General features: G+C 35.5%; 18 protein-coding genes. 8 read left to right on the top strand and 10 right to left on the bottom strand.

Features of this window, described 5'->3' with window-relative positions; all coding sequences use genetic code 11:
- Positions 1-88 precede the first annotated feature (88 nt).
- The 8 genes from guaA to OQ292_RS18565 form a co-directional block, all read right to left on the bottom strand.
- Positions 89-1618 (bottom strand): glutamine-hydrolyzing GMP synthase, encoded by a 1530-nt coding sequence (gene guaA, locus OQ292_RS18600; RefSeq protein WP_284683650.1) that lies wholly within the window; start codon positions 1616-1618, stop codon positions 89-91.
- 112 nt (positions 1619-1730) lie between these two features.
- Positions 1731-2912 (bottom strand): hypothetical protein, encoded by a 1182-nt coding sequence (locus OQ292_RS18595; RefSeq protein ID WP_284683649.1) that lies wholly within the window; start codon positions 2910-2912, stop codon positions 1731-1733.
- Positions 2893-3993: an adenylate/guanylate cyclase domain-containing protein gene (locus tag OQ292_RS18590; RefSeq protein WP_284683648.1), complete on the bottom strand. Its 1101-nt coding sequence runs from the start codon at positions 3991-3993 to the stop codon at positions 2893-2895. The genes OQ292_RS18595 and OQ292_RS18590 overlap by 20 nt, the downstream gene beginning before the upstream one ends.
- Entirely contained in the window at positions 3983-4702 is a 720-nt protein-coding gene (locus OQ292_RS18585; protein ID WP_284683647.1) for an ABC transporter ATP-binding protein, read from the bottom strand. Before OQ292_RS18585 ends, OQ292_RS18590 begins: the two co-directional genes overlap by 11 nt.
- Positions 4703-4739: 37 nt before the next feature.
- The gene (locus OQ292_RS18580) at positions 4740-5963 is read right to left on the bottom strand and encodes an ABC transporter permease (protein WP_284683646.1); all 1224 of its coding nucleotides are present in this window, start codon (positions 5961-5963) and stop codon (positions 4740-4742) included.
- A gap of 46 nt (positions 5964-6009) precedes the next feature.
- Complete coding sequence (locus OQ292_RS18575) at positions 6010-7227, bottom strand: ABC transporter permease (RefSeq protein WP_284683645.1); 1218 nt, start codon at positions 7225-7227, stop codon at positions 6010-6012.
- A gap of 17 nt (positions 7228-7244) precedes the next feature.
- Positions 7245-8045 carry an outer membrane lipoprotein-sorting protein gene (locus tag OQ292_RS18570; protein WP_284683644.1) on the bottom strand — a complete coding sequence of 267 codons (801 nt, stop codon included), beginning with the start codon at positions 8043-8045 and terminating at the stop codon, positions 7245-7247.
- 109 nt (positions 8046-8154) lie between these two features.
- Positions 8155-8739, bottom strand: coding sequence for a TetR/AcrR family transcriptional regulator (locus OQ292_RS18565; RefSeq protein WP_284683643.1), 585 nt, complete (start codon positions 8737-8739; stop codon positions 8155-8157).
- Positions 8740-8899: 160 nt separating this feature from the next.
- Between OQ292_RS18565 and OQ292_RS18560 the strand changes: the two genes are divergently transcribed.
- The 3 genes from OQ292_RS18560 (at position 8900) to OQ292_RS18550 (ending at position 12199) form a co-directional block, all read left to right on the top strand.
- Positions 8900-9670, top strand: coding sequence for a creatininase family protein (locus OQ292_RS18560; RefSeq protein ID WP_284683642.1), 771 nt, complete (start codon positions 8900-8902; stop codon positions 9668-9670).
- A 289-nt stretch (positions 9671-9959) separates the two neighbouring features.
- Positions 9960-10454 (top strand): hypothetical protein, encoded by a 495-nt coding sequence (locus tag OQ292_RS18555; RefSeq protein WP_284683641.1) that lies wholly within the window; start codon positions 9960-9962, stop codon positions 10452-10454.
- Positions 10455-10603: 149 nt separating this feature from the next.
- On the top strand, positions 10604-12199 hold the full coding sequence (locus OQ292_RS18550; protein WP_284683640.1) for a sulfatase family protein: 1596 nt from the start codon (positions 10604-10606) through the stop codon (positions 12197-12199).
- On the opposite strand, the gene OQ292_RS18545 is transcribed toward OQ292_RS18550, so the two are convergent.
- Complete coding sequence (locus tag OQ292_RS18545; RefSeq protein ID WP_284683639.1) at positions 12196-13590, bottom strand: ATP-binding protein; 1395 nt, start codon at positions 13588-13590, stop codon at positions 12196-12198. The two genes, OQ292_RS18550 and OQ292_RS18545, sit on opposite strands and share 4 nt — an antisense overlap.
- A gap of 138 nt (positions 13591-13728) precedes the next feature.
- Here OQ292_RS18545 and OQ292_RS18540 point away from each other — a divergent pair, with 138 nt between their 5' ends.
- The 3 genes from OQ292_RS18540 (at position 13729) to OQ292_RS18530 (ending at position 15803) form a co-directional block, all read left to right on the top strand.
- Positions 13729-14223: a methylated-DNA--[protein]-cysteine S-methyltransferase gene (locus OQ292_RS18540; RefSeq protein WP_284683638.1), complete on the top strand. Its 495-nt coding sequence runs from the start codon at positions 13729-13731 to the stop codon at positions 14221-14223.
- 38 nt (positions 14224-14261) lie between these two features.
- Entirely contained in the window at positions 14262-14699 is a 438-nt protein-coding gene (locus OQ292_RS18535) for a GNAT family N-acetyltransferase (RefSeq protein ID WP_284683637.1), read from the top strand.
- 273 nt (positions 14700-14972) lie between these two features.
- Positions 14973-15803, top strand: a complete 831-nt coding sequence (locus tag OQ292_RS18530; protein WP_284683636.1) for a hypothetical protein — start codon at positions 14973-14975, stop codon at positions 15801-15803.
- Here the strand turns inward: OQ292_RS18530 and OQ292_RS18525 are convergent, their stop codons facing one another.
- Positions 15804-16676: an AraC family transcriptional regulator gene (locus OQ292_RS18525; protein ID WP_284683635.1), complete on the bottom strand. Its 873-nt coding sequence runs from the start codon at positions 16674-16676 to the stop codon at positions 15804-15806.
- A gap of 665 nt (positions 16677-17341) precedes the next feature.
- On the opposite strand from OQ292_RS18525, the gene OQ292_RS18520 reads away from it, so the two are divergent.
- Positions 17342-20662 (top strand): SusC/RagA family TonB-linked outer membrane protein, encoded by a 3321-nt coding sequence (locus OQ292_RS18520; RefSeq protein ID WP_284683634.1) that lies wholly within the window; start codon positions 17342-17344, stop codon positions 20660-20662.
- Positions 20663-20690: 28 nt separating this feature from the next.
- On the top strand, positions 20691-22409 hold the full coding sequence (locus OQ292_RS18515) for a RagB/SusD family nutrient uptake outer membrane protein (RefSeq protein WP_284683633.1): 1719 nt from the start codon (positions 20691-20693) through the stop codon (positions 22407-22409).
- Positions 22410-22472: the final 63 nt, after the last annotated feature.

Genomic DNA, 22472 nt, shown 5'->3' with positions numbered 1-22472 from the left:
GTGCTAAAAAATAAAAGCTGAAATATTCTACTAAAAAAGTAAATATTCCAGCTTTTTGTTCAGTAATTCAGATGAATACTTTAAAAATTTATTCCCACTCAATAGTGGCTGGTGGCTTAGAGCTAATGTCGTAAACGACTCTGTTTACACCTTTTACTCTGTTTATAATTTTGTTACTTACTTCTGCTAAGAAATCATATGGTAAATGTACCCAGTCGGCTGTCATTCCATCTAAACTGGCTACTGCTCTTAAGGCAACTACATTTTCGTAAGTACGTTCATCTCCCATTACGCCAACAGATTGTACTGGCAACAACATTACTCCTGCTTGCCATACATCATCGTACAAACCGTAGTCTTTTAATCCTTTTATAAAAATGTGATCAACCTCTTGTAAGATTCTCACTTTCTCAGGTGTAATGTCGCTTAGAATTCTAATACCAAGACCAGGGCCTGGGAATGGGTGTCTGCCAAGAATAATTTGTTTAATTTCTAACTCTTTTCCTACCCTTCTTACCTCATCTTTAAACAAGGTGTTTAGTGGCTCAACTACTTTTAATTTCATAAAATCTGGCAAACCACCTACATTGTGATGAGATTTAATGGTAGCCGAAGGTCCTTTTACTGAAACTGACTCGATTACATCAGGATAAATTGTACCTTGACCTAACCATTTAACATCTTCAATTTTATGAGACTCATCGTCAAATACTTCAATAAAAACCCTACCTATTACTTTTCTTTTTTGCTCAGGGTCTGTTACTCCACTTAATTCTTTATAAAATGCATCTTTGGCATCTACACCTTTTACATTGAGTCCCATGTCTTCATAAGAATGAAGCACGGTTTCGAACTCATCTTTTCTCAACAAGCCATTGTCTACAAAAATGCAATAAAGGTTTTCACCAATAGCTCTGTGTAAAAGCATCGCAGCTACTGAGGAATCAACCCCACCAGAAAGTCCCATTACTACTTTATCGTTGCCTAATTTTTCTTTAAGATCAGCAATGGTATCTTCTACAAAATGTGCAGGTGTCCAGTCTTGTGCGCATCCACAGATATCTACTAAGAAGTTTTTCAATAACTGTTCCCCTTCGGTAGAATGCGTTACTTCTGGGTGAAACTGAATGCCGTAAGTTTCTTCGCCTTCTACTTGGAAAGCTGCTACTTTCACATCTTTGGTACTGGCAATAATGGTAAAATCTTCTGGTAACTCTTTAATAGTATCACCGTGCGACATCCACACCTGAGACTTAGCTGTGATATGTCTTAATAATGGATTGCGATCATTTATAAATTCTAAATTGGCTCTGCCGTATTCTCTAGTTTCAGAACGAACTACCTTTCCACCAGCTTCGAATGCAGTAAGCTGCGCGCCATAGCAAACACCTAATACCGGAAGTTCGCCACGTAACGAATCTAGTTCTATTGAAGGAGCATCATTATCGAAAACAGAATGCGGACTACCTGAAAGAATAATTCCTTTTACCTCTTTGTCAATTACTGGTAAATGGTTATAGGGATGAATTTCGCAATATACGTTCAGCTCTCTAACCCTTCTTGCTATCAGTTGGGTGTACTGTGAACCAAAATCGAAGATGTAAATTTTTTCTGTCATGTGCAAAGCTAAAAATTTCAGAAAACTGGACCAACCTCAACAAAAAAAACAGCGACAATTTTTCTTAAAATTTCAATTCTACTGAGAATTTCAGCTTCAGAGAGGTAAATAATTAGAAACTCCATTTAAGTCTGGAATAAATTATGGTGCCGGCACTACCATATTGAGACTCTTCGTCGCCACTAAAAACCTGACCTGTGAGTAAAAAACCTAGATTATCGCTCAAAGAAAAATCGAAAGAAGGACCGATAAAAGCAGACTGATCATTCGGACTATAAATTCCTGCCAAGCCTGCTGAAATTAAAGGAGTAATTGGATAAGAACTCTGTAGAAAAAAAGAAAACTTGGTAAGACTTAGGTTTCGTGTACTTAATTGTTGAAAGAAATTGAATGCTCCGGGACTGCCAGAAGAACCACTGCTATTAAAAATCACTTCTGATTGCAGATATAACTGATTCTTAAAAGTATAATCTACCGATACAGTGGCTACAACAGCAGCGTCTTCTTCAAACTCTTTTTTTCTGGGTTGCAGCCATGTAAGTTCCCCTTTAAATCCGGCAGTTCCTAACTGACCAGACCAGCCGAAGCCCAACATCCAATCTCTTGCTATTTTACCACCAATTAGTTGAAAATCGTAAGACCATCTATTAAAGCGATACATTCCGGCAATTTTACTGGCTTCTAAACTATCGGCAAAAGCAACCGCCACCTCAGCCGACGATGTTACTCCAGTATAATATCTAGCCAAAACAGCATCAGAGCCAGGCCTTTCTTCATAATCAAAATCGAAAAATGAATAAGCATTAAACACATCATTGGGATTCCAAACGAAAGTTTGCCCCCAGTTAATTCTCTGTCTACCTACTCGAAGTTCCCAGTTGCCTCTGGCATATTCTACATAAGCCCGATCTATGTTACTTTGCAGAAAAAAAGATTGCTTGCTTACTGGAATCCAATTCATGTCAACCAAGCCATAATCGGTTCCGGTTATATCCGCATAAGCCGGAAAGCTTTTTACAGTTTCACCATAAAACAACCTATTTCGCATCTCCAAAGAGAAATTTAAATAGTCGTTAGCATACCATTTTAAATTGAGCCTGTTGTGAATGATGTTATCTAGCAACCACTCTCCACCTGCATCTTGAAAAGAAATCAACTGAAGATTTTTCAGGTAACCTTTCACAAAAAAGTCAGAAGGTTCATCAGAATCATCTTGAGCGATTAGAGAGATATTTCCGAAAAAAATAAAGACAATCGGTAATAGTAAAAATAAATTAAATTTGAACCTTCTCATGTCGCACATTTTCATTTACAGCATAGATTTTCACTCCATTTACTTTACCTCGTAGGTTTACATCATCAATCAGTTGATATTCAACTCCGTTTGATTCGCGAATAGCAGATGCCAAATTTTCTGAAATAAGAATCCACTGGTTGTATTCATTGCATTTTTCCTGCACTCTGGCTGCTGTGTTTAACACATCTCCATGATACGCAATTTCTCTTTTTATATCTCCCACTTCCGCCACCGTAACTGAGCCCATTTCCATACCGGCCTTAAATTGTGGCAACAAGTTATAGTGTTTCATAAAATGAGCTTCTCTCGACCGAAGTTTTTCTCTAAATGAATAATAGAATTGAATGCAATTGAGGTTTTCTAAACCTTCCTTTACTTTCCAAGTGAGTACTACTTCGTCTCCCACATACTGGTAAATTTCTGCTTTGTGGCCAATTACTACATCAGTTAATTCATGAAAGCAATCTTGAATCATGCGGCTGTAAAGATTGTGCCCAAGTTTTTCAGCGATGGAAGTTGAGCCTTTCAAATCGAGAAACATAAAAATCCTGATTTCATCTTTAGGTTGGTGGTATTCACCCATAAGCATTTTAAGCAAAGCACCTTGCCCAAATTTTTTATTTATCTGTAATAAAAAGTTGGTAAATACAATCAAAATAAACATAAAACAGCCCCAAACTACCAGCGAACTTGGCTGAATAAAATCAATAATATCGCCTAGTGTTTTACCCTCAAAAGCACCAATTGCATAGTAAAGACTCACACTGATAAATACTGTAATTACGAATGCAATGATGTAGAAAAAGCTTTTGATTAAGATAATTTTACCAAAGTTGTATTTCCTCAATATGGTAAAGTTCGAGATGTGATTAATCATTGCGAATAGCGTCCCGAACACAAAACCGAAAAGCGTATTTTCAAAATAGGCAAACCAAGAGTTGGCATATACTTCCCACTCGCCAATGCAGATATAATCTTGCATTCCCAAATAAAACAAGCCGGCGAGGTTCATAAAAAGAATCCAGATTAGCACCAAAAACATCCATTCTTGTAAAAAAATCTTGTTTTTAATTTTCATGAGATTCTTTTAAATCAACTGTGTTTGATGTGAATATATCTTCTTCAATTTTACCATCGACTATACTTACTACTCTTCTGGCTTTATCAATTACCCTTTGATCATGCGTAGAAAAAATGAAAGTCATATTTTCTTCTTGGTTCAATTTGAGCATCATTTCGAGTAGCTCGTTGGTTGAGTGAGAGTCCAAATTTGCAGTGGGTTCGTCTGCTAAAATAAATTTGGGTTTAGAAGCCAAAGCTCTGGCAACTGCCACTCTCTGTTGCTGCCCACCCGAAAGATGAGAAGGTCTGTTATCCATTCTTTCTGCCAAACCAACTTCTTCTAATAATTGCTCTGCTATCTGTTTGTACTCTAGCTTTTTTCTGCCTTGCAATTGCATGATAAACTCCACATTTTCTCTGGCAGTTAGCACTGGCAACAAAGAATAATTCTGGAATACAAAACCAATATTTTTCAATCTGAAATCGATCAATTGCCTGCCCGATAGAGTAGATATATCTACTCCATTAATAATTACCTTTCCTTCGGTAGGTTCGTCGAGTCCGCCAATCAAGTTGAGTAAGGTAGATTTACCTGAACCAGATGGACCAACTATGGCAGTAAATTCGCCTTCTTCTATAGAAAGGTTAATGCCATTTAAAGCATGAACTGGAATTTTTTTAGGATTATAAATCTTTTGCAGATTCGTAATTTCAATGACACTCATAGTGGTAAGAAATATTTTTTGTTTTGAAAATCATATATCAATTGTTTAATCCTTGTAAAGCTTCGGCTGGCCTTAAGCTCAATGCTTTTACTGCCGGATAAATGGAAGACAACAAGGCTGTTACAAAAACCATAATCATCAACATAATATAGAAGCTCACAGATAGACTTGGGTAAATGGTGTCAGAGACTCCATAAGAAGCCAAACCTTCGGCAAACATGGAAAGATTGATACCGTGTTGAGCAGTCCAGTTAATGATGATAATGCCTATTAACATCCCAACTAAAGCACCTAAAGCAGAGAGTAAAATGGTTTCAATCACAATCATGTTGAAGACCTTTAATTTGTTCATTCCCACAGCCATAAGTACTCCGATTTCTTTTATTCGTTCAAAAACCGACATTAACATTGTATTAAGAATACCGAAAGCCAAAGCGGTTAATATTACAGCCAAAAACAAGAAGTTGGTTTGCATACTGGCATCGCTCAAATAAGAGAGTTCTGGTAATACTTCTTTCCAACTTTGAATGAGATAATCATCTCCCAAAGAGGTTTTCAACTGGCTTAATTCATTAGGAACTTCATCAGCATCGTTTAATAGAATCGCTACCACGTGAACTTGATTTGGCGTTTGTAAAAGCTTCTGTAGATCTTCTTTTTTGATAAAAGCATTTCCTTTATCAAAAGCCGTTGAAGTTGTTTGAAAAATGCCAGCCACTCTAAAGGCTGCACCTACAATTTCGCCATTTACATCTTGCAAAGTGAGTACAACTTTCGATTTCATTTTCACCTCTAACTTCTCTGCAGTTTTACTACTTATTAAGATTGGCTTGCGGCTGTCTTCACTCAAATAATCACCTTCTCGCATGTTTTGCCAGATGTAGGTAACTTGCTTTTCGGATTCAGGATTAATGCCATTTAACTGCAAACCAACACTGCCTTTAGAAGAAGCTACCATTCCTGTAGAAACCGTTCGCATCGAAAAAGCCTTTACAGCATTATCGCTGTGTAATTCCTGATCAATTTTATCAGCATTTTTCAAGAACAGTTTTACATCTTTATTAGCAGTAAAACCTTCTTCGTGAATTTGGATGTGCGAAGTTTGATTTTCGATGGCTGTTCGCATTTTTTGCTCTGTTAAGCCATTCATTACAGCCAGTGAAAAAATCCCCGCTGCCAAACCCAATGCAACTGCTGTAATAATCACAAAACTTCTGGTAGCATTTCGCCAGATATTTCTCCATGAAATAGATAAAATCATGATATAGAAATGTTTAAAATGGGTTGATATATTTTTTGAAAATTCATCACTTTAAAGCTTCGGCTGGTTTTAGATACCACAATCTGAAATAGGGATAAAACAAGCAGACCAACACAATGAGCAAAATTGATATGCCTTGCGTAAAGAATATCTCTGGCGCTAACGAAAATGGAATTATCGGTTCGTAACCCATTTCTTCTATACTTTTAGCGGCATCTCCTGTTAATGGAATCGGATGCTGATGCATGTAGTAAAGTAAAGGAACACCAGCGATAAATGAGATAAACAAACCACTTACTCCGATTAATAAAGTCTCAAAGAAAATCAGCACTGATAATCTCACTTTCTGCATACCAATGGAAATGAGCACACCAAATTCTCTGATGCGTTCGATGGTCATCATCATAATGGTTCCGAAAATTCCAAAGGCAATTACCATGTATAAAATCCCTAGCATGATGATTCCACCTGCATTATCTGACTGAATGAGCTGAACTAGTTCTGGTTGCATTTCTTCCCAGTCCATTACCTCGTACTCACTACCTAGTTTTGCCTTTAATTCTGATGTTACCGGAGCTACTGACTCGTAGCTATCTAGCACGATGGCTAAGGAAGTCAACATATTATTTGATCCATTGTAATACTGACAAAGCGAAAGCGGCATATACACGGTGTTATTATTCATCTGCGGATTCACCAGTTTGATGATCCCCGCTACAGGAAATTTACCTACCGCATTCGTTCCATGATAACCTTGCCCCAATAAAACCAAGGTATCATTCACACCTAAAGAAAGATACTCACCCAAACCTTCTGAAATGAGTACTCCATCACTTTTTGCAGTTATAAATTCTCCTGCAGTTATCTTATCTGCAATGCCAGTCATGTGGTTTTCTGCTTCGGGGTCTGTTCCAATAATCGCCACACCTTTAGAAAGATTTTCTGTAGCTGCCAGTGCAAAAGTTTCTAGGTGAGGTATCAAATACTTTACAGCTTGATTTGTAGTAAGCTCAGCTCTCAAACTATCTGAATCTTCTAGCAATCGGTTAATTGATTTATTTTCCCAGTAGCCACTATCGTGTACCTGAATATAGCCTGAATAAGCCTCTACACTGTTTTTGATCATGTTTCTGTAGGAGCCCAATTGCATAGATCGCATAAAGAGCGCCAACAATACCGCAAAAAATATAGACGATAAAGTGATAATGGTTCTCCGCTTATTGCGCCAAATATTTCTCCATGCCAATGAAAAGATGGTTTTCATAATGCTTGATATTAAGGTTATCTAACTCTTCGCATATTTTGAAGGGAGAAAAAGTTCTCGTTAATGTCTACATCAAAATCGATTTGCTCATAAATCAAAACCGTTTTGTGCCCTTCCTCATCAGCAGGAATCATTTCGAGTTTGCTAAGAATTACTCTGTCACCCATTTGCTTAGGATCGTAACCTTGCATCACATTAATCAAATACTCATCTTCATCGTAATACTCTGCTTTTACTTGGTGAAATTCTTCTTTGCTTACCCAAAGCACAATTTTTCCCCAAACTACTGGTGCATCTGGCTTGGGTTTCATCTCTATTTTGTAGCAATTGAAACCGTTTACATTTTCTTCACCTATCAATAGGTGATTGTAATCTTCTACAATCGAAGATTCTTTTAGCAGATCATCATTGGTAAAATCAGAACCCATCCAAGACTGAGACATCATCGATGGCGAAACTTTAATAGTTCGCTCAATAGATGGCATCCAGTTCCAAAGTTCGTTTTCTCTTTTTAAAGAAACTGTACCTTTATCTTTTGCTGGAGCTGTAATGAGAATTAGACCATACTCATTGCCTTTAGACCAGCTTTTCATAGACATGCTACGCTCCCATTCTGGCCTAATAATTTTCATAGACATAATTGCCTTGTTAGAAGTTCCTCTCAGTTTTTCATCAGACTTTTTTACAATTTCTTTAGGACTGAGATCTTCTTTTGGAGGATGAACACATTCACTCTTTGCACCTGAAAAACAAAATGTTATCAGCAAGAAACAGAAGCAAAACAATAAGCTTTCTGAAGTATTTCTAAATAATTCCATATCTATTTCTATTTATTGACTGACCGTTCAGTAATAATTTATCAAAAGTTAGTAATCATTATATTTTTAAAGTAAAAATTCATTTATTTAATAGCTTTTCTATAAGCGATTAAGGAAACAACATTTTGTCTATAATGTAATCGGTCACTTCTTCAAATGGATATTCTTCCATCACATACATATAGTGTAAGGCGACACCGTCTATCATTCCCCCTATACTTAAAGCACGCATTCTGGCATCGGGCACACCATTGCTCTCTAACAGGTTAGTAAGCATATCGAAGGTCGATATTACAAGTGGTCTAAAAATTTCTTTCAATTTTTCTGAGCCACGCATTTGGGTAATTAAAGAAGCATACAAAGACCAAAATTCTTTGTCGGTCTCCATAGATTTAAAAGTCTTTTGCATGAGCTTTCTCAACTGTTCTTTAGCATCTCCGCTTTTCAGTTCTTCATCATTAAACAGCTCCTGAATATTAGTAAGACCTAGCTTTATTACCTCTTCTAGCAAAGTTTCTTTGCTATCGAAATAATGATACAAAGCGCCTTTAGCAACGCCTGCTTCTTTGGCAATCTGGCTGATTGAAGTAGCTTGGTAACCATTGAGAGCAAATAATCGCATAGACACAGCCAACAAATGCTCTCTGCTTTTCTCTCTTATCTCCTGAAATTGATTTGGCGTTTTTGGTGACATTTTGCTATTCAATTATTTTTCCACTGAACGGTCGGTCAAATATGCTTTTATTGAATTTAGCATGCAAGATATTTTTTAAATATTTTGATAGTATATAAATTTCGAAACATTTTTTTGTCTAAAATCTAGAAACAACTGTACTTTTTAAAGATAAATAATTATGAAAAAACCAAGACCCTTTATCCTCGCCGAAACCAACTGGAAAAGTGTAAAAGAAACCAAGTTTGATGTAGCAGTTTTACCTTGGGGAGCAACAGAAGCTCACAATTACCATCTACCTTATGCTACCGATAGCATACAAAATGAATATGTAGCCGCAGTAGCTGCCGAAAAAGCTTGGACAAAAGGCGCTAAAGTGATAGTGCTACCCAATGTGCCATTCGGAGTAAACACTGGCCAGCTCGATGTAGACTTATGTATAAACATGAACTTAAGTACACAAATAGCTGTGCTCAAAGATATCGTAGATGTGCTTTCAAGACAGAAAATACAAAAGCTGATTATTATGAATGGGCACGGTGGCAACAACTTTAAACAGGTGATTAGAGAAATGTCTTTCTTTTACCCTGATGTATTTGTTTGTGCATTTAACTGGTTTAAAGCTACCGACTGGAATGAGTATTTTGATGAGCCCGGTGACCATGCCGGAGAAATGGAAACTTCTGCCATTATGCATATTGCCCCAGAATTAGTTTTACCACTCGAAGAAGCCGGAGATGGTTATGCTAAAAAGTTTAAGTTAAAAGCCTTTAAAGAAGGTTGGGTACAAGCGCAACGTGCATGGACTCAAGTGACTAAAGATACCGGAGTTGGCAACCCTTATGCTGCTTCAGCAAAAAAAGGAGAAAAGTTTCTGAATGCATGTGCAGATAATATTGCTAATTTTTTCTTAGAGTTAGGAGAAACACCTCTAGACGAGATATACGAGTAATTTAAACCAAAATTCTTTATTGAAATATCGTCAATCTTTAAGCTCTTTTTTTGATAAGATGACAATATTTTGCCAGTAATTTTTCTTGAACACAATTTTCTTAAACATTGTACTTTAATAAGAGTTAATATAACTATCAGGATATATTTTTTAGTGTTTTTATACTGTTTATTAATTGAGTTTAATAATAATATATAAAAAGGGAAAAGATAATAGGTTTCTGAAATCAAACGCAATGATTAATTAAAACTCACCTGTTATCTGAATAAGCACTAATTAGATATCTCGGATGGCAACTATTTTAGAACAGCACAGTGAAAAAGCCCATAGCAGCATTCTTGAAAAAATGAAAGTAAAGTATGCTCAATTACTAAAAGGTAAAAAAACTAACGAATTAGAAAGAAAAGCATCGGTAGTTAATCAAGTTCAAGAGGACTACCTTTCTGTAGAGTGGAAAACTATTAACAACAGAATATGCCTGTATTTTACATTTAATGGAGTATTTAGTCAGCAATCAAGTGTAAAAGGTATAGAAGAATGGAAAAGACAATTTATTGGCAAAGAAAACTTAAAGATTGTTCTTGTTTGGAATTGTAATGATATGAAAGGCTATGAGCCCAGAGCCAGAGTAGCATGGCAAAAAGCATTGGGTGAACTTAAAAACCAAATCGATACTATCTGGCTCATTAGCAATTCATCAATGATTAAAACAGGAGCTAAAATAATGTCTCTGGCAGTTTCTTACGACATCAAAGCGATAAGTCATGAATCAGAGATAAAATAAAATATTAGACTTGAGCTAATTACTAACAATTTAATGCAAACTTCAAGGACACCTTCTTTTTAGAAGGTGTCTTTTTTTATAAGGATAGACCAACTCTTTTTTATGCTTATATTTATAAGAGCTATCATCCTTATTTAACCTGTCTAGAAATGCGCATAAATTACTTTTTCTGCTTAACCTTATTAGCTACAATCACATTATTTTCTTGTTCAAACTCTCAAAAAAACCAACCACAAAAACCTAATATACTCTTTGCTATAGCAGACGATGCTACCTTTATGCATATGAGTGCTTATGGATGCACATGGGTAAACACACCTGCGTTTGATCAGGTTGCTAACAACGGTTTACTATTTATGAATGGCTATACTCCAAATGCAAAATGTGCCCCTTCTAGAGCTTGTATTATTACAGGTAGAAATTCGTGGCAATTGGAAGAAGCCGGAAACCACTGGGCATTTTTCCCTTCAAAATATAAATCTTTTCCCGAAGCACTAAAAGAAAACGGATACTTTACAGGATACACCGCAAAAGGTTGGGCTCCCGGAGTAGCTTTAGACGAAGCCGGTAAAAAAAGAGAACTTACAGGTAAAGCATTCAATCAAATAAAAACAACTCCACCCGCCAAACATATTTCCGATAATAATTATGCAGAAAACTTTAAAGCATTTCTAGATTCTGTTCCCGAAAATAAGCCTTTCTGTTTTTGGTATGGTTCTATAGAACCTCATCGGGCTTATGAGTTTGAGGCAGGTATAAAAAAAGGAAATAAAAAGGTTACTGATATAAGCAGTGTTCCGCCCTTTTGGCCAGATAATGATTCGGTGAGAACAGATATGCTCGACTATGCTTTTGAACTCGAATATTTCGATAAGCACTTAGGTAAGATGTTAGCTACATTAAAAGAGCGTGGAGAACTCGATAATACTATTGTAATAGTGACTTCTGATAATGGAATGCCATTCCCAAGAGCAAAAGGGCAAGCTTATGAATACTCGAACCATTTGCCACTGGCAATTATGTGGCCAGCGGGTATTAAAAAAACCGGTAGAAAAATAACAGACTTTGTAAGTTTTATCGACTTAGCTCCCACTTTTTTAGAAGCTGCCGGATTAACAATTAAAACAAGTGGTATGCTTCCAATAACAGGTAAAAGTCTCCTTTCTATTTTTAAATCAGAGAAAGAGGGACAAATTGATGCTGAGAGAAATTATGTTTTAATCGGTAAAGAAAGACATGATATTGGCAGACCTAATGATGCGGGTTATCCGATACGAGGAATAGTAAAAGACAATTTGCTTTACATACATAATTTTGAAACAGAAAGATGGCCCGCAGGTAACCCAGAAACAGGCTATTTAAATATTGATGGAAGCCCCACCAAATCGGTATTGATCAATAACAGAAAAAACAAAGAACTCTCTGAATACTGGAATTTTGCAATGGGTAAAAGAATACAGGAAGAATTGTATCGATTAGACGTGGATGCTGCTTGTATGAATAACCTGAGCCTAAACCCAGAATACACAGATATTATGCAGCAATTAAAAGAACAATTATTTAATGAACTAAAAAAACAGGGCGATCCCAGAATGTTTGGCAAAGGAGAAGTATTTGATAACTATACCTATGCTGATAGTAGCGGTGTAAACTTCTATAAGAGATATATGAATGGAGAAAAAATGAAAACTGGCTGGGTAAACGATTCAGATTTTGAGAAAGAATTTAAATCTTTCGAAAATTAAGGTTTAGTAGCAACCGGAAAACAAACTGTAAACTTTGTATTTCCTTTTTCAGATTCTACTTTAATACTACCATTATGAGATTTCACAATTCGCAATACGATATCCAAACCTAAACCTGTACCCTTTCCAACCGCTTTTGTCGTGAAAAAAGGATCGAAAATTTTATCCTGGATATCTTTATCTATGCCACTTCCATTATCAATAATAAAGATGTACAAAAACTCACCTTGCTGTTCTGCTTCTATCTTTAAAGTGCCTCTCGTTTCTAAAGCATCAATAGCATTATCAATCAGGTTAGTCCAAACTTGATTTAATTCACCTTGCTTGCCATTTATTTTTGGCATTTCGCTCAAAAGTTTATATTCCAAGATGATACCTTTAGCTCGGATTTTATGCTTAAGCATAGCAATGGTGCTTTTTATTCCATCAGATACATCAAGTTCTTCTAAATCATTTGCCCTATCCATATGAGAATAGGTTTTAACAGATGAAACGAGATTTACAATTCTGTTTGAACCCTGTGCAATTTCAGAAGTAATCTTTTTTGCATTTATCATATTTATTACCCACTTAATTACCACTTCCATTTCATTGGCATCTATTACATCTTCTAATTCTTCAAGCTCATCTTCTGTTACGCCAATATCTACCAAATCTTCAGAAAGCTCAATGTTATCTTCTATTCCATGATCTTCTAACCAAAAGCCAACTTCATCTTCTAAAGTACTTCTTTCTAAAATACTCAATTTTACAGCCTCGTTGGTACTACAACTGGTTAGAATTTGATATGCTTCATAAAGTTTAGAAGAATCAGATTTTAAGTCTATCAGATTCATTGTAATTGATTGTAAGTCGTCGAGCTGCTTACTTAGTAAATCTGAAAAGCGACTTATGGCAGAGGCTGGATTGTTTATTTCATGTGCGATACCTGCCGAAAGTTTTCCTAGCGCTTGTAGTTTTTCTTGCTGCTGCTGCCGTCTTTCACCTTCTCGAGTGCGGTCTTTCATTAAATCTACACAGCGTTTTAACAACACTGGCGCATCGTGTTCCATACTTGCAAAATCGTCTCTATGTATGAGTAAAACACTTGAGTCTTCCAAAGCAATTCCACTTCCCGGAGCCTTTTTCATTCTAGAAAACGGTAATAAACCTGATACAGAACCTTTCTCATACACTGCAATTGGCAACCATTGGCCACTGTATTTTAGCATCACCTGAATTTTACCCTCCAATACAATGAACATTTCATCTACATTATCACCTAATGAAAATAAATTTTCCTTTGCATAAATTCTTTTTACAGTACCATACTTAATTAACCAGTCGATTTCTTCTAATGGTAATTCTTGTATAAATGGTAGATTTTTGAGAAAGTCCTTATTAATTTCCATTAGCAGTAATTTTTCACATTCATCTTAAATAGAAAGACATCCTAAATATAAGTAACTATTAAGTTTCAAAAGAAGTTAGTTAATTCCAACTTAACTCTTTATTTTTCCTAAGTTTCAAAGTATAACTTTTTAAGCTTTATGGGAAATTTTTCAACTACTGCTTTCGAAACACCTTTGGGTTATTTATTAATTCGTGGTGATGAAAATGCTATTTACGAAATTTCTTTTTATGATGATAAAATAGAAATTAGTGAAGAAACAACAGAAGTTGTAGAATTATGCAAAACTCAACTTATAGAATATTTTGATAAAAAAAGAAATCAATTCGATTTCCCAATGAACTTGGTTGGTACCGATTTTCAAAAAGAAGTTTGGAAAGAGTTAAAAGAAATTCCTTATGGAAATACAATTAGTTATAAGAAACTAGCCGAAAACCTAGGCAATGTAAAAAAGATTCGGGCTGCTGCTTCTGCTAATGGCAAAAACCCAATAGCCATAGTTGTTCCCTGCCATAGGGTAATTGGTGCAGATGGAAGCATGACGGGTTATGCAAGTGGTGTTTGGCGTAAAAAATGGTTACTAGAACACGAAGGTGCCATAGCGAAACAAGCAAATCAGTTAAGTCTGTTTTAATAATTAAGCTTATCAATTTTTTAGAATTCTTATAAAACATGTCTTCATTTAATATCTCTGAAGGTAGCATTGCGCAAGTAGTCGAGGTTTCTAAGTTAATCGCGGAGTTTTCTAAGCCTTATAAAGAAGATGAATATGTAAAAAGGCTGCATACTAAAAAGCATCTTATACTTATAGCCAAGCAAAACGATAAAATAATCGGTTTTAAAGTTGGCTATGCTAAAAACGAAAATACATTCTATTCTTGGATGGGTGGAGTACTAGCCGAGTATAGAAAATCTGGAGTTGCATTGGCATTAATGCAAGCACAAGAAGAGTGGGCTAAAAAACATCATTTTAACTGTATTGAGATTAAAACCAGAAACTGTTTTAAAGGAATGCTGATATTATGCATCAAACAAAATTATTTAATAGTTTCTATTGAAAACAAAGAAAATACTGAGCAAAATAGAATAATCTTACAGAAGCAATTATAACATGCCATAACCTTCTTAAATTAATTTTTTTAATTAATTCAATTTATTCAATGCTATAAAAAAATACGCTGCCTAAATTCTCTTAAAAAATAAAATATACCACTTCAAATAACTATATATCAGATACTTATAAACAAACGCCCAATAGTAAGTTGATGATTTGAAATGATAATCCTGATTTCTCAATTCTTAATAAAAATCAATAAAATCAAGATTATATACTACTAAGTTTTTTAGCACATTATAAGATTGTGACGCTAAAAAATTTAAAAAATGAGAATTTTATTACTTCTAACTTTTACAGTACTTTTTCAATCTGTTTTTGCACAAAAAAATCAAGCAAAGTTTCAAAGTAATTTGCCTTACGAAAGTTTGAACTACATTAAAATTCCAGATAATAAAGCGGCTAACAACAAGCAGTACAGCTTTAAAAAATTAAAAAAACAGAATCTAGGCAGTGGCAATAAATTAAAGCTCAATGTGGCTATTAAAGCTGAAATTTTATTTACCAAAATAAATCAACAAATACCGCTCAGTTTCAATAATTCTGAAGTTTACTATAACAATGAGCATGTTGGAAATTACACTTTCGAAAATGAAAAAGAGTATTTTCACAATACCATTCAACTAGATGGCGAGGAAATCAATTGGATTTCGAGTGAAAAGCCTACAGCATATGTTTATGAAACTGCCATACATAGAAAAAAGAAAATTACCGGAGCTACTATAGAATGGAGATTTTCTAAAAGAAACCCAACAGCAGCCAGACAAGGCTTTTTTATAAATACCGGTTTTTATGTAATGGATAAATCTGTACCAACTGTAGGTATTAATAATAAAGAATATCTTTTCCCAATAGGTTTAGGTGCAATTATACCAAGCAACGATGTACTGGGTGTAGAACTAGCAGCAAATGCCATTATTGGCAACCAAGGTAGCTTGGGAGCTAAATTTGATTTCTCTTTTGTAATTAGCAACATCAAATTCGGTCCTGAATTTATTTACACACAATATAATAATGAACTGCGAGGTACATCTGGAGGTTTAGGTTTCCACTTAGGTTTTATCTTACCAGAGTTTAAAACAAGTCGCAGAAGAAGATAATTATATAATTGTGCTTTTGTATTCTTTAGAGAACTGAGAAGGTGTTTTACCAACCAATTTAATAAATTGCCTATTAAAATTAGACCTATTATTAAAACCTGTTAAATCTGCAATTTCTTTAATAGAATATTTATCAGTCATAATTAGCTCACAACTGTAATTGATTCTCAATTCATTCAAATATTCTATAAACGATTTGTTAGTTCTACGCTTAAAATATTTACAGAAAGCATTAGGTGTAAGGTTAGCAACTTCTGCAACCTCTTGTAGAGTTATATTTTTCTTGAAATTCTTTTGAAGATATTGAAAAACATTTCCAATGCGATTTGTCTCCGGATTGGTAATTCTGGAATATTTTAAAGTAGAAAGCTTCCTACAATCTTCGGGGCGCTCTGCAATTTCATTTAAAAGTAGAAGCAGCGAATTCATTTTAGCAAAGCCTGTTTCATTTATCATTTTTTCTATAATTACTTTAAGCTTTTCTTTTAACTCACCTTTAATTTGAAAGCCATAAGTTGCAGCTTGCAACATTTCATTTATTTTTTTGAGCTCATGGATGTGTAAAAACTTGCCAAAGATTTCTTTTTTAAATTGGATCACTACATTTTGCACATATAATCCATTTTTCTTGTTGGCAAACTCAGAAGCAGTATGAAAAGAATGGGGTAAATTTTCACCCATAAATACCATATCATCTTCTTCAAACATTTCAATACTGTTTCCCACTAGGCGCTTTCCATATCCTTTTTCAGACCAACATAATTCGAATTCAGAATGAAAATGCCAGCCCCAAGTCATCTCTCTACTTACTCTTCTTAAAGAGAAAAAAGACTCTCCTACTTGGTTTGGAATTTTCTCTAAAAAGGGTTCCATTTAAACTGTTATACGATTTTATCTAATAATTATACTATATTATCTAAAAATAAAGAAATTGCCCTTGGAAAAAGCTAACTTTTCACATAATTTCACGAAATAGTTACAAACTATTTATAATTATATATTTTACCAGCTGTTTGACTGTTATAAAAAATAGTTAAATCAAAAATATCACTATACTAATAAATGCAATTTTGATAAATTCAATAATAGAATTTTAACAATACATTAGAAATTTGCGAATGTTATCGTACACAATTGAAAAATTTTTAATAAAAATTCACAAAAAAATATTGCATCTTATTATTAATATATTGAAATTTAGCTAGATTCAAATGTATTTTAAATATCAACTAACATCAGTGCATCTTTCAAGCAGCGTTTCTCTGCTATAGCATTGAATTATGAAAACATATTAACATTAAATGAAAATGAAAAAAGACTACTCTCAATGGTTATTACTTTGGCGATTTCAAAACTCCTTCCTAAAGTACTTTTTGTATAACCTATATATCTAAGACAAGACTTTATTAACAGTAATTACTATCTGATTTTTTAATTAAAATCAGAGCACAAAAATCTTGGGTCTCTCCATATTCATTTTTATGGAGCCGGTCCATGTATATCTATGTTTATTTTTTTTAACAGTAACAAACCTATCTATGAAAGTGAAAGTTTACCTAAAGCTAAATAGGCTTTTACATCTATTACTTATGTCGGCGATTTGCTTTACAGCGCAGGCACAGCAAAGTGGTTCAGAGACCTTTGCTTTAAATAGTAATAGTAAGAACAGTGATTTCATTAACCCACTACAAAGAACAGTTTCAGGAACAATCATTTCAGCGGAAGATGGTGAGCCTTTACCTGGTGTCAGTATTCTTATAGTTGGTACAACTACAGGTACCATTTCAGATATTAATGGTAAGTATTCCATTAATGCGAATAGCGATCAAATTTTAAAGTTCAGCTTTATTGGTTTTGCAGAACAAGAAGTAGCCGTTGGCAATCAGTCAGTTATTGATATTTCTTTAGCGGCAGATGCAGAAGAACTCGAAGAGATTATTGTTACTGGTTATTCGGTAGATACTCGTAGAGAAACAACTGGTGCAGTAGCAACAGTTAAGTCTAAAGATTTAACTACAGTGCCATCTGGTAACGTTGAGCAGCAGTTACAAGGTAGAGTAGCTGGTGTAACGGTTATTACAAACGGACAGCCTGGTACTACTAGCCAGATTCGTGTAAGAGGTTTTGGTGCATTTAGTGGTAACGAACCACTTTATGTTGTAGATGGTGTTCCAGTAACATCTACTGAGTTCCTTAACCCAGACGACATTGAGTCTACTACAGTATTGAAAGATGCTTCTGCAGCTTCTATCTATGGTGCTCGTGCTGCAAACGGTGTAATTGTTTACACTACTAAGCAAGGGAAAAAAGGTGTACAGAAACTTAAAGTTACTTACGATGGCATGGTAGGCTTTACCGATCCAGGTAAAGGTTTTGAATCTTTAAACCCTCAAGACTTTGCAGAATGGACTTGGAAAGCAATTGAAAACACTGCAATTCAAAACAAAGCAGATGTAACTTATAGTCATCCTCAGTTCGGTACTGGTACTAGTCCTCAAATTCCAGATTATTTGTTAGTCGGGAACGTTTCCGGTTTTAATGGTACCTTAAACCTTGACGAAGAAAGAGCAAAATACAATGTTGATCCAGAGAAAGGTGACATCTACCAAGTAGTTAGACCAAATGTTTCTGGAACTGACTGGTACGATGCAATTACAAGAACGGCTTTCTTAACTAGACACTCTATTGGTCTTTCTGGCGGTGGTGAAGGTAACCGTTTCTACATTGGTTTAGGTGCGCAAGAGCAAGATGGTATTCTAATCCATCAAAAATTCAGAAGATACACTGCTAGAATTAACTCAGAGTTTGACATTCTACCAAACTTAAGAATTGGTCAGAACTTCCAAGGAACTTACCGTCAGATTAGAGTATTACTAGATGACGACGGAAACGGCGGTGGTGGTTCTTCAGATGATGAAAACGTAATTCTTGATGCAAACAGAATGCCTACTATCATTCCTGTTTATGACGAATTCGGTGGCTATGCAGGCACAAGAGCTTCTGGTTTTAATAACCCAATTAACCCAGTTGCTGCACTAGATGGCGACCAAAACGATAGAGCATTTAATGGAAGTGCTTTTGGTAACGTATACTTAGAGTTCGAACCAATCGATGGTTTAACATTGCGTTCAAGCATTGGTGGTAGATATAATGGAAACTACTACTGGGGATATACTCGCCGCAGTTATGAGAACTCAGAAAACAACTCTTCTTTCGGTTATAACGAAGGCTCTGGATACAATTTCTCTTGGATTTTCACTAATACTGCTAACTACAAAAAAATTATTGGTGGTTACCACGAATTCGATATCATGGCTGGTCAGGAAGCACTAAACACTGGTGGAGGAAGAAATATCGCTGCATCAGGTTTAAATCCTTTCTCTCAAGACCCTGACTTTGTAACTCTAAGCGTATTACCGGCTGATACAAGACAAGTAAATAGTGGTTATTACAAAGGTGTAAACTTCTCATCTTACTTCGGTCGTGTAAAATATACCTTCAACGACAAATACATGATGTCTTTCGTAATTCGTCGTGATGGTTCTTCAAGATTTGGTGCAGAAAACAGATACGGTATATTCCCTGCATTCTCAGCAGCATGGAGAATTTCAGATGAGCCATTCTTAGAAAGTGCTACTTTCTTAGACGATTTAAAAATTCGTGCTGGTTATGGTATCATGGGTAACTCAAATAACGTAGACCCTAACAACCAGTACACTCTATATGCAACTTCTATCGGAGCTTCTTCTTACGATATTTCTGGTTCAAACACAGGTGCTGCAGAAGGTTTCTACAGATCTAGAATTGGTAACCCTTCAGCTCAGTGGGAAAAAGCGATCACTAAAAGTGTAGGTTTTGATGCTCGTCTTTTCAATGACAAAGTAGACATTATTGTAGACTTATGGCAAAAAGACACTGAAGACTTATTATTCCAAGTTCCAGTTACAGTAATGAACGGTGTTTATGCTACTGCTCCTTCTCAGAACGTAGCTAAAATGATGAACAAAGGTCTTGATATTCAAATCACTACAAGAGGCGATATTGGTCAAGTAGGTTTCGAACTAACTGCTAATGGTGGTCTCTTAAAAAATGAGATTTCTGAACTTGTTGAAGGTCTTAATTATATTTCTGGTGTTAACCCAGACTTTAGAGGTATCCAACCAATCAGAAACCAAGTAGGAAAACCAATCTCAGCATTCTTCGGATACGAAGTAGAAGGTCTTTTTGCAGATGAGACTGATGTAGATGCTCATGCAGCTCAAGAAGGTGCAGCTCCTGGTAGATTTAAGTACAAAGATTTAAATGATGATGGTACAATTGATTCTGAAGACCGTACTTATCTTGGTGCACCAGTTCCTAAATTTACTGGTGGTTTAAACATCAAGTTAGACTATAAAAACTTCTCTCTCGAAACTTATTCTTTCATGTCTTTAGGTGGCAAAATCTTTAATCAGTCTAAGTGGTTTACTCACTTCTATACTTCTTTCGCTGGTTCTAATAAGAGTGCAGCAGTTAAAGATTCTTGGACATTTGAAGATCCAAACAGCGATATTCCAATATTCGAAAACGTTTCTAACTTCTCTACAAACACCCAAGCTAACTCTTGGTACGTAGAATCAGGTTCTTATTTCCGTATGCAAAACATCACTTTAGCATACAACTTCCCTGCTGCTGCATTAAGCAAGTTAAAAATGGAAAGACTTAGAGTGTTTGCAGGTTTGAATAACATTTTTACAATTACTGGTTATTCTGGACTTGACCCAAGTGTAGGTGGTGATGCAGATACGCAATTCGGTATCGACTTAGGTAACTACCCTATCACAAGAAGTTTCACTTTCGGTGTTAATGTTGGTCTATAATCTATCTGATATAAAAAACTAAATAAATATGAAATTAACTAAAATCATTTCTTTAACACTGTTGATTGTTGGTTTTTCAACAGTTGCTTGTAAAGATGAATTTTTGGAAGTTTTACCTACAGGTTCACTTTCAGATTCCCAGCTTGTTACTGAAGCAGGTATTGAAGGTTCACTAATAGCTACTTATAGTATACTTTTAGGTAGAGATGGTCAGTTTTACAACTCATCTGATAACTGGTTCTGGGGTAGTGTAAGAGGCGGAGATGCAAACAAAGGATCAGATTCTGGTGACCAGTCAGTAGTAAATGAAGTACAATCTTACAGTACTCAAACAACTAACTCAGAAGTAAAAAACAAATATGCTTATACTTATGAGGGTATTGCAAGAGCAAACTCTACGCTTACTTTGTTAGCAAATGCAGCAGAAGACGTAACTGACGAATTAAAGTTAAGAGTTGAGGCAGAAGTTAAGTTTTTAAGAGGTCACTATTATTTTGAACTAAAGAAAAACTATAATAACACTCCATATATCGACGAAACTTGGGATGGTCTTACTGATGTACCTAACAACCAAGATCTATGGCCAATGATCGAGTCAGATTTGGAGTTCGCTTATAACAACCTCCCTGAGACTCAAACTCAAATTGGTAGAGCAAACAAATGGGCTGCTGCTGCTTACTTAGGTAAAGCTTATTTATATCAAGAAAAATACGCTCAAGCTTTAACTTTATTTAATGAAGTAATTGCTAGTGGTACTACTCCTGATGGAACGCCTTACACTTTAATAGAAAACTATGCTGACTTATTCTATGCAAATAATGATAACCACGCAGAATCTATCTTCGCTATTCAGGCATCAGTAAATACTGGTAGCATCGATAATGCTAACCCTGCATTAGTTCTTAACTACCCATACAATGGTGGTCCTGCTGGTTGCTGCGGTTTCTTCCAACCTAGTTTAGAGTTAGCTAACTCTTACAGAACAGAAGCTGGTTTACCTCTATTAGATGGTGATTATAATAGCGATCCATTAGTAGACGATATCGGAGTAGCTGCAACTGACGCTTTTACTCCAGATCAAGGAACTGTTGACCCAAGGTTAGACCACACTGTAGGCCGTCGTGGAATTCCTTTTCACGATTGGGGAATTCACCCAGGAGTTGCTTGGATTCGTCTTCAGACTTACGGTGGACCTTACTCTTCAAAAAAATGGGTTTACAGAGAATCTGATGTAGCTGATGGTAACATCGATAATAGTTCTTGGACTTCTGGTTACACTGCATTTAACGTAACTATTATCAGATTTGCAGATGTTTTATTAATGGCTGCTGAGTGTGAAGTAGAAGTTGGTGATCTTGAAAAAGCACGTACTTACGTAAACATGATAAGAGAAAGAGCTGCTAACTCAGATACTTGGGTTAAATTAGACGATGGTTCTGATGCTGCTAACTACGCTATTAGCCTTTACGAAGATGCGTGGACAAGCCAATCTGATGCAAGAGCGGCAGTACGATTTGAGCGTAAAATTGAGCTTGCTATGGAAGGACAAAGATTCTATGACCTAGTAAGATGGGGCGTAGCTGAAGAAGTTCTGGATGCTTATATCGCTCACGAAAATGGTGAGCTACCTACTTCTCCGTTTGTTGGAGCAGATTTTAAAACGAATCAAGACGAATACTTACCAATACCTCAAGATGAGATTGATTTGTTAGGTACTGATGTATTACAACAAAATACTGGTTACTAATATTAGGATTGATTGAATAATGTAGAGAATGTAAGGCTGACCTTATCGGTCAGCCTTTATTTT

Source organism: Chondrinema litorale (genome assembly GCF_026250525.1).
Lineage (GTDB): Bacteria > Bacteroidota > Bacteroidia > Cytophagales > Flammeovirgaceae > Chondrinema > Chondrinema litorale.
Note: the sequence above shows the minus strand (reverse complement) of the source record. Positions and strands in the feature narration are given on the sequence as shown.